The following is an 11,492-nucleotide window of genomic DNA, read 5'->3' on the forward strand; positions in this document are numbered from 1 at the left end:
AAGGATGGTAGCTCAAAATCGCTTCAGGATGCTTGACTTCATCAGCTTGTCGAAGGACACGGCCGCGCGCAGATCAGCCCCCCCATTCTCGGCGACCAAATCGATGAACTTGGCTGTTTTCTGTCCCCATACTGGCCTTTTTCCCGTAGTCAGGGCAGAGCCCCGGTAGACTGGTGAACCGGTAAACCGGCATCCAGCCATCGGTACTCTCCCGTGGTATGATTAAGCGCAGTCGACGACCCGATATCAATTGGACAACAGGCAATGAGCATCGGCAATGCAGAAGAACCCGTAAAAAGACGCCCAGTCTCAAAGAAGCCGCTTGCAGCAGCGAAACCGCCTGGCGACGCAGTGCTCCCGGTCCGCTCGGACGAGAGACCCTTCATCATCGGGATCGGCGCCTCTGCCGGTGGCCTGGAAGCGCTCCGTCTGCTCTTGCCGAGCCTGCCAAAGAATCTTGGGCTGACATACGTCGTCGTACAACACCTGTCGCCGACCTACCGCAGCATGATGGCACAGTTGCTCGGTCGTGAGACGACGATGCTGGTTCGGGACATTGAGGACGGAATGTTGCCCGAAGCAAATACGGTCTATATCACTCCACCGAATCGCAATCTGACGCTGCAGGCGGGCCACTTCCGGCTCGTCGAACCCACCAAGGAATCGATGCCCAAACCATCGGTCAACCGTTTCTTCGCCTCGCTGGCCGAGGAGATTGGCGAGTCGACGATCGGCATCATCCTGTCCGGCACGGGCTCTGACGGTGCTGCGGGAATTCACGCGATCAAGGCGGCTGGTGGTTTCACCTTTTCCCAGGATCCCGAAACAGCCAAGTATAGCGGCATGCCACAGTCGGCGATCGATACCGGTAGTGTCGACTGGATTCTCCCCCCCGAGACGATGGGTGCCGAGATCAGTCTGATCGTCCTCAACCGTGGCCTGATTCCGGTGGCCACCCAGGCAGCAAGCGCACCGGCAACGCTCAAGACGCTCCTTGGCAAGGTACGAAGCCGCACCAAGGTCGACTTTTCGCAATATAAGGAGCCGACACTGTGGCGACGGATCGAGCGGCGAATGGCGGCAAACCACGTCAGTACACTGCAAGATTACCTTAAGGTGGTCGATGACACGCCGGTCGAACTCGACCGGCTATGCAAGGACATCCTGATCTCGGTCACGGCTTTCTTTCGCGACAGCGACGCCTTTGCTCGTCTGGAAAAGGTGATTGGCGACATTCTCGCCAACAAGCAACCCGGCGACGATATCCGCATCTGGACTGCCGGTTGTGCGACCGGCGAGGAGGCTTATTCCCTGGCCATTCTGTTTTCTGAACGTCTGGGAGCTTCCTTCGATCAGTACCGTCTGCAGATCTTCGCCACCGATATCGATCTCGACGCGATGGCACTGGCGCGGCGTGGCGTGTTTGCTGCCTCCAGCCTGGCGCACATGGATCGCAATCGCATCCGCACCCATTTCACGCCCCACGGTGACCGTTACGAAATCAACAAGAACCTGCGCGACGTGGTCATCTTTGCTCGCCAGGATCTGGTACAGGATCCGCCGTTTCTCCGACTCGACCTGATCAGTTGCCGTAATGTACTAATTTATTTCCAGAGCGAGTTGCAGGCCCGCCTGCTGTCGGTATTCCATTACGCGCTCAATCCGGGTGCCTACCTGTTCCTTGGAAAATCGGAGGGAATCTTCCAGCAGGAGGCGCTGTTCGGCGTGGTCGACAAGGAAGGGCGACTTTACCGCCGACACGGGATCGCTGCCCGACTGCCGCTGCCACGTACCGAAATGCCCCTTGCCGCAGCCGGTCTGAACCAGCATCAGAGGCCGGCCAAACCGACCACCCCACTGGGTTTCGAGAACATCCTGCTAGAAGCGGCAGGACGATATTTCATTCCCACCAGCATCCTAGTCAACAGCAAGTTCGAAGTCCGCCACATCCATGGCGACGCCAGCCGACTGCTTAACGTTTCACCCGGCAAACCAGCTTTTGACCTGATCTCGTTGATCCGTCGCGAGCTGCGCACCGAGGTCCAGGTGCTGATGCGGCAGGTCCAGGTCAAGCAAACTGTGGCTCACGGACGGCCACGCCACATCAAGGCGCTCGACCCGAATCGCGGCATCCGCCTTTCAGTCCATCCGGTCCTGGCTCCCGGCAATGAAGCGCTGTTCATGGTCTGTATCGAGTGGATTGCGGCATCTGCCGGCAAGAATTCCACCGATGACAGTAACAATGTCACCGACAAGGAGCTCGAGGACGAACTGGCCGCAACGCGCGAACATCTGCAGACGCTGGTCGAGGAACTCGAGACCTCGAATGAGGAAATGCAGGCACTGAATGAGGAGATACAGGCCTCGAACGAGGAAATGCAGGCCTCCAACGAGGAACTTGAAGCTTCGAACGAGGAACTGCAATCGACCAACGAAGAGCTGGCAACGGTCAACGAGGAATTGCAGATCAAGACCGCCGAGACTCAAGAACTCAACATCGAACTGGAATGTATCCAGAACAGTGTCGACTATCCCTTGATGGTCCTCGACCAGAACTCTGCCCTGCAGCGCTTCAACAGCGCCGCTGCGCGGCTGTTCAGGCTCGGCGAGCCACAAATCGGCCGGCATCTGCGCGATCTGGCACTGCCAGACATGCCCGATCTGGTCACCGACAGCCAGAAGGTGATCGACACCCAAAACGCCCTCGACCGCCAGATCGTGAACGCCAACCGTCGCCACTACGCGCTGCACATCGCACCGTTATTGCGCACTTCGCAGCGCAGTGCCGGCGCGATCCTGCTGTTCGCCGACAACACCAATTTGTACGAAATCGAGCGTTCGGCGCGCGAAACTCAGGTCAGGTTGCTGGCAGTGATGAACAACTCGGTCTCGTTGATGGCCGTCAAGGACGCCAGCGGTCGCTACCAGTTTGTCAACCCGAAGTTTGAACAGACTTTTGGCTTCGCCGCCGGGTGGGTCATCGGAAAAACCGACCTGCAGCTCTTTCCCGACGCCGTATCGAAAATCTTCCGTGAGAGCGAACTTGAAGCGATGCGTCTGCGCCAGGAGATCGAAGGTGAAGAAACCTTGCCTCTGACTAGCGGAAATCACCACTTTCTGGCAGTTCGTTTTCCGCTCTTCGACCACGACGGAGCAATCACCGGCCTCTGTTTCCAGGCCACCGACATCTCCGCCCGCAAGCGCGCTGAGGAAAGTTTGCGGCTAGCGGCGATGGTCTTCGATCGCGCTTCCGAAGGCGTCCTGGTAACCGATACCGAGCAACGCATCCTGACCGTCAATGACGCTTTCACGACCCTCACCGGGTTCACACGCCAGGAGGTCATCGGCAAGAAGCCCAGTCTTCTGCGATCCGAGAAGACCCCACCCGAGCTCTATGTCGAAATGTGGGATCGGGTCAATCGCCTGGGCGTCTGGCAGGGCGAGATCTGGAATCGACGGAAAAACGGCGAGACTTTCCTCGAATGGTTGTCGATCAATACCGTCAAGGACAAGAGTGGCAAGATAGTCAACTACGTCGGCATGTTCAGCGACATTACCAAGGTGCGCGAGTCGCAGCAGCGCGTCGAGTATCTGGCAACCCACGATGAACTGACCGGACTGCCCAACCGGGCATTGTTCAATGACCGTCTGCATCTCGCTCTGGCACGAGCCGAGCGATCACGCGAGAGTATCGGAGTGGTGTTCATCGATCTCGACAATTTCAAGGTGGTCAATGACACCCTCGGTCATGCCACCGGCGACAAGTTGCTCAAGCAGGCCGCCATGCGTCTGCTCGACTGCGTGCGTGCCGAAGACACGGTGGCACGACTGGGCGGTGACGAGTTCGTGGTCCTGCTCGGAACCGCCGATCGTCACAAGGCAACACTGACCGCCGAGCGTTTGCTGAGCGCCTTGAGTACCAGTTATCAGTTCGACGAGCACGAATGCTTCATCAGTGCCAGCATCGGGCTGAGCATGTTTCCGGAGGATGCCGCCGACGCCAGCGCCTTGATGCGCAATGCCGACTCTGCGATGTACCGCGCCAAGGATCATGGCAAGAACGCTTTTCGCTTCTTCACCGCCGACCTGGCTCACCAGGCGACGCGTCGACTGGCGCTGGAAACGGGTTTGCGACGTGCGATCGAAAACGGCGAGCTGTTCATTCATTACCAACCGCAGGTCAACCTCGAAAACCAACGTGTCGTCGGAGCCGAGGCGCTGTTGCGCTGGCAATACAACGGCGAAGTCGTGGATCCGGTGGTGTTCATTCCGGTCGCCGAGCAAAGCAGCCTGATCGTGTCGATCGACGAATGGGTACTTGGAGAGGTTTGCCGACAGATCGACCAGTGGAACAAGGCCGGATTGCCAGCGGTACGCATCAGTGTCAACATCTCTGCTCGGCATTTCCGCAAGGAAGGCATGGCAGCCGATCTGATGCAGATCGTCAATGCGCATCGCGTCTCCCCGCAGCAGCTGTGCATCGAAATCACCGAAGGGGTGCTGATGGACTTCGAGCGAGCTCAGCGCATGCTGGCTGAACTGGTGGCTTTCGGTCTGGTGATCAGCATCGATGACTTTGGTACCGGCTTTTCTTCCTTGTCGTACCTCAAGCGTTTCCCGATCCACGAACTCAAAATTGCCCGCAGCTTCGTTGACGGCATATCGAGCAACGCCGATGACCGTGCAATTGGTTCGGCGATCATTGCACTGGCGCGCCACCTCGGGATGAGCGTCGTCGCCGAGGGCGTCGAACTCACCGATCAGCACGTCGAACTCGACGCCTCCGGATGCCACAATGGCCAGGGTTACCTCTATTCCCGACCACTGCCGCCAGACGATTTCGCGCAGTGGCTGCGCGAGCGCAACCTGCCCTGATACGATCAGTCCGTGCCGTTGCCTGCAGACGAACCTTCCTCGACGCCTGGATTCTCCTCCTCTATGAGGCGCTGCTCGAGACTCTCGAGCAGCCCACTGGCGGCATCCTCGATCATGTCGAGCACCAGGTCGAAGCCATGCCCAAGACCATAGTAGGGATCAGGAACTTCATCGTCGTCGAAGTTCTTTGAATAGCTCATCAGCAATCCCAAACGGTCATGTTTGTCCGGGGGACAGATGCGTTTCAGAACTGTAAGGTTGTTGTGATCCATCGCGAGAATGAGGTCAAAGTACTCGAGATCCTGCGATGCTACCTTGCGTGCCCGCATGTCGGACAGCTTGTACTGACGAACCGCTGCGGCACGCTGCGTCCGTTGATCCGGTGCCTCACCCGCGTGATAGCCATGCGTCCCTGCCGAATCGACCTCGATCCTGTCTTCGAGGTTCCTCTGACGCAGAAGGTGGCGGAAAACGCCCTCGGCCGTCGGCGAGCGGCAAATGTTCCCCATGCAAACGAATAGAACCTTGATCACCGTCCATTTTTCCAGATACGTTTGTTCCCCTGCCTCCGTTCGACTGATCCTGCACCGTCAGCCACAGGCCTGTCGTGCCGATCACCGCTCCTTGCGTCAAACGACGGTCGCCCGCTTACCTGACCCATCCCTTGGCAACGGCAACATGCTACCGAGGCCTTCATCATCCGTCGAAAAGGCCACCATTGCAACCTTGCGCGAGCATTTGGGGGGATTATGTACATGCCTTCGTTACGGTTTCCGGCACTCGCGACCTTCTCGCAGCGGCCAATCAACGAGACCTGGATAGCGGCCTGGATCTGGTTTTCCCGCCGGATACTGGCTGGGCTTCGCTTCTGGAAGCAAGCTTTCCGGGCTTAAGCTTGCGCCGGTTCTGCTCGGGGGCCGGTTTGTCGGCGAAGGGGTTGATCGAGACCTTGAACTGGATTTGCAACGGCGTTCCCTGCAACTTGAACACCTCACGGAAGGTATGTTCAAGATAACGACGATAGGATTCCGGGATTTTGTCGAGGGCATTGCCATGAACCACGATCAGCGGCGGATTCCTGCCACCCTGATGCGCGTAGCGCAGCTTAGGCCGGATCAGACCACTGCGTGGCGGCGCCTGGCGAGCCACTGCGTCAATCAGCGCACGCGTCAGCTTGGGTGTCGGCAGATCGGCAGTGGCGGCCCGGTAAGCGGCATCCACCGAGCGGAAAAGCGTTTCGAGACCCTGCGCCCTGAGCGCCGACACGTAGTGAAAACGGGCAAAATCAATGAACGACAAGCGGCTTTCAAGGGCGCCCTTGACCTGCTCGCGAACGTAGGCATCCAGTCCATCCCATTTGTTCACGGCAACCACCAGCGCGCGCCCGGATTCGCGGATAAAGCTGCCGATGTGCGCATCCTGGTCGGAGATATCCTGACGTGCGTCGACCACCAGAATCACCACCTGCGCGTCTTCGATCGCCTGTAGTGTCTTGATCACCGAAAACTTCTCGATGGCCTCGAAAATCTTGCCGCGACGGCGCAGGCCAGCGGTGTCGATGAGGGTATACCGGCCACCGCCGCGCTCGAAATCGACTTCTATGGCATCGCGAGTCGTTCCCGGCTGATCAAAGGCGATGACCCGTTCTTCGCCGAGCAGCGCGTTGATCATTGTGCTCTTGCCGACATTCGGGCGGCCGACGATGGCGACTTTGATCACTCCACCGTCGAAGTGGTCCTCTGGCGGTTCCTCATACGGAGCGAGTGCCTCCTCGATCAGCGTCCTGACTCCCTCGCCGTGCGCCGCCGAGATCGCAAATGGTTCGCCGAGGCCGAGTTCGTGAAAATCAGCGACGACGAGTCCATGGCTCATCCCTTCAGTTTTGTTGACGGCAAGCAGTACCGAACGGTCGGACCTGCGCAGGCGGTTGGCAATTTCCTTATCAAGGGCAGTAATGCCACTGCGACCATCGACGACGAAAATCACGACGTCGGCCTCAAAGATCGCCTGCTCTGTCTGACGCGCCATCTGGTACATGATCCCCTCCCTGGCGAGAGGTTCGAAGCCACCGGTATCGATCACCAGATGAGGTTTGTTGCCGAGTCTTCCGTGGCCATAATGACGGTCGCGTGTCAGGCCGGGGAGATCGGCGACCAGGGCATCGCGGGTCCTGGTCAGTCGATTGAAGAGCGTTGATTTGCCGACATTGGGACGCCCGACGAGAACCACACTCGGCTTCATTGCGTTTCGATCACGAGCAGGCGCCCATTGGCGGTCTGCACGACCAGGTGGCTACCCAGTCGTTGCAGAGGCGCTCGCACCGCGCTGCCATCGGTCGTCTGACGCGCCGCAAACGAGCCATCGTCTCGACTCAGGTAATGGACGACGCCCTTGACATCCGCCACGGCGATCAGATGGCGCATCGGCAACGGCGCCGTAAGCCGTCGCAGGAAAAGCTTATCCTGCTTCCAGAGGCTGGCACCACTGGCCTTGTCGAGCGCATGCACAGCCCCCTTGTCGTCAGAAACATAAACGTAGCGGCTGTCGATCGCCACACCGGCAGCACTCGATATATCGCGCGACCAGATCAGGTTGCCGTTTCCCAGGTCGAAACAGGCCACTCGCCCCTGGAAAGCAACCGCGCAGATCATGCGTCCATCGATCACCGGCACGCTGGTGACATCGGCAATACGGTCGAGTTCAGTGGCGCCTTTAGGCAAAGCAACCGTTCCCTCCCACAACGGTGCGCCGTTTTCTGCGCTCACCGCAATCAGCTTGCCACCGGGAAAACCGGCAAAGACATATCTGTCAATCAGCACCGGGCCGGCCACCACTCGCAAAGATAGAGGTGTGCTGGGACGTTGATAGACCCATTTGCGCTTGCCGTCGAGCGGGTCATAGGCTGTCAGGCGATGATCGCCACTACGCACGATCACCAGACCAGAGCTGACCGTAGGCGGCGCAACGATCTCGCTACTGGCACGGGCTTTCCACAGCAGGCTGCCGTCCGCCGTAGCAAAAGCAAACAGCTCGCCCTTGGCGGTGCCGACCACGACCATTCGCTGATCCGCACCAACGCCTCCCGAGAGGGGCTTCCCGGCGTTGATTTTCCAGACCTGCTGGCCATCGTCAAGGCGAACGACCGTACCGTCCAGGGCCGCCGAGTAAACCGATGAACCCACCACCGCCGGAACGAAGGTATGGTCGCCGGCCTTACCAATGTCTGCTGACCACAGCACACGCACTGCATCCGTTGGCTGGATCGTCTGCAATTCAGCCATCTTCGGCCCGCTAGCGCCAGAAAACGGATTCAGGGCATCAAGCGTCGAACAGCCGACCAGAAGCAACAACAGCCCCGCCGCCGCGCGGAAGGAATACCCCATCAACTGGCCCCCCCAAGCGCATCCAGCTTCTGCTGCAGCGATTCACGATAAGCAGCATTGGCCTGCCGGTCCTGCAGGGTGTTCTTGCCACCCGGTTCGGCCTCATCCAGCCTGGCCAAAGCCGCCTGGTAGGCCGCACGCGCCTCGGCGGTTTTGCCCTGAGCGTCGAGGATGTCGCCGCGCGTGTCCTGGAAACGGACGACAAAGCCGGCACTCGACCCGCCATCGAGTTGCTTGAGCGCCTCATCATAGGCCTGGTCGTCGAGCAGGACGCTGGCCAGACGCAAACGCGCCAGATCCCGCAGTTCGTTCTTGCCATGTTCCACCACCCAGAGCAATTGGAGCCTGGCGGTTTTGACATCACCAGCGGCATACGTCACCTTGGCAGCGGTCAAGGCGGCCAAGGGTGCATACGCCGTTCCCGGGTATTTCTCGAGCAGTTCTCCACTCGCCGCCTTGATGCGCTGGGCATCGTTGTCGAGAACGGCTTTCTGCATGACGCTGTATACCTGAGAGGCCTGTGCAGCCTGACTGCGCTGATACCAGTTCCAGCCTTGCCAGCCAACAATGCCGATCGAGGCCGCGGTCACGAGGCCGGTCAGCAGAGTGCCGTACTGCTGCCACCACGCCTTCATTTGGGCGATTTGTTCCTGCTCTTCGAGGTCGTAAGTTGCCATTACGAGTCTTCCTGGTTCAAAATGGAGCTGATGATTGCGTCAGCGAGATCGTCGACACGTACCCGCGTCTGTTCGTTCGGCTGTTCGCCGAGCGGGTGCATCGGCTTGAGAGTCACCTCGCCAGCGTTGGCCTCGTCATCGCCGATGATCACGGCAAAAGCCGCGCCAGAGGCATCGGCTTTCTTCATCTGCGTTTTGAAGCTGCCACCGCCACAATGGAAAAGGACATCGATACCATGGTCGCGCAGGCCCTCGGCGACGCGCGCAGCCAAACGCGAAGCCGCACTGCCCTGATGCACCACATAGACGTCGATGGCTGCCGCCCTGGCCTCGCCGCCGGCCTCGCGAATCAGGGCCAGCAAACGCTCGACACCCATTGCAAAACCACAGGCGGGTGCCGGCTTGCCACCGAGTTGCTGTACCAGACCGTCGTAACGACCGCCGGCACAGACGGTTCCTTGCGCGCCGAGGCGATCAGTGAGCCACTCGTAAACCGTCAGGTTGTAATAGTCGAGGCCGCGCACCAAACGCGGATTGATCTGGAACGGCAAGCCAGCGTCACGCAGTACCTGCTGCACGCCCTCGAAATGAGCCAGCGATTCGACCCCCAGGTGATCAATCAGTCGTGGTGCTCCGACGATGATGTCGTGCAAAGCCGGGTTCTTGCTGTCGAGGATGCGTAGCGGATTGGTGTACAAGCGCCGTCTGCCATCATCGTCGAGAGCTTCCTTGTGCTCCTCAAAATAGCGGATCAACTCTGCACGATGGCAAGCACGTTCGGCAGGTTGGCCCAGGGTGTTGAGCTGCAGGGTGATGCCTTCAAGACCGAGGTCATCCCAGAGGCGAGCCCCCATCAGGATCTGTTCGGCATCGATGTCCGGTCCGGGAAATCCCAGCGCTTCGACGCCGACCTGGTGAAACTGGCGGTAGCGTCCTTTCTGTGGCCGTTCGTGCCGGAACATCTGGCCCAGGTAGTAAAGCCGCTGCGGCTGTTGCGCGATCAGGTTGTGCTGAATGACGGCACGAACGCAACCTGCGGTCCCTTCAGGACGCAGCGTCAGTGGCTCGCCATTGAGACTATCTACAAAGGAGTACATCTCCTTCTCGACGATGTCGGTCACTTCGCCGATGGCGCGCTTGAACAGCGGTGTCGGCTCGACGATCGGCAGGCGCAGCGGGCGGTAGCCGTAACTCTTGAGCCATGAGCGGATGGTTTCTTCGAACTGGTCCCAGAATTCGGCCTCGTCCGGCAGGATATCGTTCATCCCGCGTACCGACTGGATTTTTGCAATCATTACGAACCTGCGGACTTTCTCTGATAGCTGCGCGCCACATAAGCGTCGACGATGCGGGTGAATTCCTCGGCGATATGCTCACCACGCAGCGTGACGGTCTTGACACCATCCTCAAAAACCGGTGCTGCCGGAGCCTCGCCGGTACCTGGCAGGCTGATGCCGATGTTGGCATGCTTGCTCTCGCCCGGACCATTGACCACGCACCCCATGACCGCCAGGGTCATGTTCTCGACACCATCATAGTCGGCCCGCCACTGCGGCATCTGCCGGCGAACGTGCGCCTGTATCGACTGCGCGAGTTCCTGAAAGAAGGTACTGGTCGTCCGCCCGCAACCCGGACAGGCGACAACCATCGGTGTGAACGCCCGCAAACCCATGGTCTGCAGCAGTTCCTGCGCGACGATCACCTCCTGGGTACGCTTGCCGCCGGGTTCGGGGGTCAGAGAGACACGGATCGTGTCGCCGATGCCTTCCTGCAGCAGCACCGCCATCGCTGCTGTCGACGCGACGATGCCTTTGGAGCCCATGCCGGCTTCGGTCAGACCAAGATGCAGTGGATAGTCACAGCGGCGCGACAACTCCCGATAGATAGCGATCAAATCCTGCACGCCGGAAACCTTGCACGAAAGTATGATGCACTCTCCCGGCAGGCCAATGGCTTCGGCGCGAGCAGCCGATTCGAGCGCTGAGGCAACCATTGCTTCTCGCATCACTTCGACCGCATCGCAGGGATTGGGGCGAAGCGCATTCTCGTCCATGATGCGCGCCAGCAGATCCTGGTCGAGGCTTCCCCAGTTCACCCCGATGCGCACCGGTTTTTCGTACCGACAGGCAATCTCGATCATCTGCGCGAACTGTTCGTCGCGCTTGCGACCGTGCCCGACATTGCCTGGATTGATGCGATATTTTGCCAGCACCTCGGCGCAAGCGGGGTGATCGGCAAGCAGGCGATGACCGTTATAGTGAAAATCGCCGATCAACGGTACGTCGACACCCATGCGGTCGAGGTGGGCGCGGATTGCCGCCACAGATGCCGCCGCTTCGGACGTATTGACGGTGATACGTACCAGTTCCGACCCGGCACGCGCCAATTCGGCGCATTGAATCGCTGTCCTGACCACGTCTACAGTATCGGTATTGGTCATCGACTGGACGACCACCGGCGAATCACCACCCACCGTGACCTGGCCAACCCTGACTGGACGCGTACGCCGACGTCCCGCGCCGGGTAATGTCTGGCTCATGATGGGTGCCTCGGCCGA

Annotated in this window: 7 protein-coding genes; 1 reads left to right on the forward strand and 6 read right to left on the reverse strand. The window is 59.5% G+C overall.

What is annotated here, in order from left to right; genetic code table 11:
- The first annotated feature begins 351 nt into the window (after positions 1-351).
- Positions 352-4,875 carry an EAL domain-containing protein gene (locus AW06_RS11650; RefSeq protein ID WP_171047190.1) on the forward strand — a complete coding sequence of 1,508 codons (4,524 nt, stop codon included), beginning with the start codon at positions 352-354 and terminating at the stop codon, positions 4,873-4,875.
- 5 nt (positions 4,876-4,880) lie between these two features.
- Here AW06_RS11650 and AW06_RS11655 read toward each other — a convergent pair whose 3' ends face one another.
- The 6 genes from AW06_RS11655 to ispG form a co-directional block, all read right to left on the reverse strand.
- Positions 4,881-5,408 (reverse strand): low molecular weight protein-tyrosine-phosphatase, encoded by a 528-nt coding sequence (locus AW06_RS11655; protein WP_034950112.1) that lies wholly within the window; start codon positions 5,406-5,408, stop codon positions 4,881-4,883.
- Positions 5,409-5,679: 271 nt separating this feature from the next.
- Positions 5,680-7,116: a ribosome biogenesis GTPase Der gene (gene der, locus AW06_RS11660; protein WP_273704628.1), complete on the reverse strand. Its 1,437-nt coding sequence runs from the start codon at positions 7,114-7,116 to the stop codon at positions 5,680-5,682.
- Positions 7,113-8,258 carry an outer membrane protein assembly factor BamB gene (bamB, locus tag AW06_RS11665; protein WP_034950114.1) on the reverse strand — a complete coding sequence of 382 codons (1,146 nt, stop codon included), beginning with the start codon at positions 8,256-8,258 and terminating at the stop codon, positions 7,113-7,115. The genes der and bamB overlap by 4 nt, the downstream gene beginning before the upstream one ends.
- Entirely contained in the window at positions 8,258-8,935 is a 678-nt protein-coding gene (locus tag AW06_RS11670; RefSeq protein WP_034950117.1) for a tetratricopeptide repeat protein, read from the reverse strand. Before AW06_RS11670 ends, bamB begins: the two co-directional genes overlap by 1 nt.
- The gene (hisS, locus tag AW06_RS11675; RefSeq protein ID WP_034950120.1) at positions 8,935-10,230 is read right to left on the reverse strand and encodes a histidine--tRNA ligase; all 1,296 of its coding nucleotides are present in this window, start codon (positions 10,228-10,230) and stop codon (positions 8,935-8,937) included. Before hisS ends, AW06_RS11670 begins: the two co-directional genes overlap by 1 nt.
- Positions 10,230-11,474 (reverse strand): flavodoxin-dependent (E)-4-hydroxy-3-methylbut-2-enyl-diphosphate synthase, encoded by a 1,245-nt coding sequence (ispG, locus tag AW06_RS11680; protein ID WP_034950121.1) that lies wholly within the window; start codon positions 11,472-11,474, stop codon positions 10,230-10,232. Before ispG ends, hisS begins: the two co-directional genes overlap by 1 nt.
- Between the last annotated feature and the right edge of the window lie 18 nt (positions 11,475-11,492).

The sequence above is a fragment of the Candidatus Accumulibacter cognatus genome (genome assembly GCF_000584975.1).
GTDB lineage: Bacteria > Pseudomonadota > Gammaproteobacteria > Burkholderiales > Rhodocyclaceae > Accumulibacter > Accumulibacter cognatus.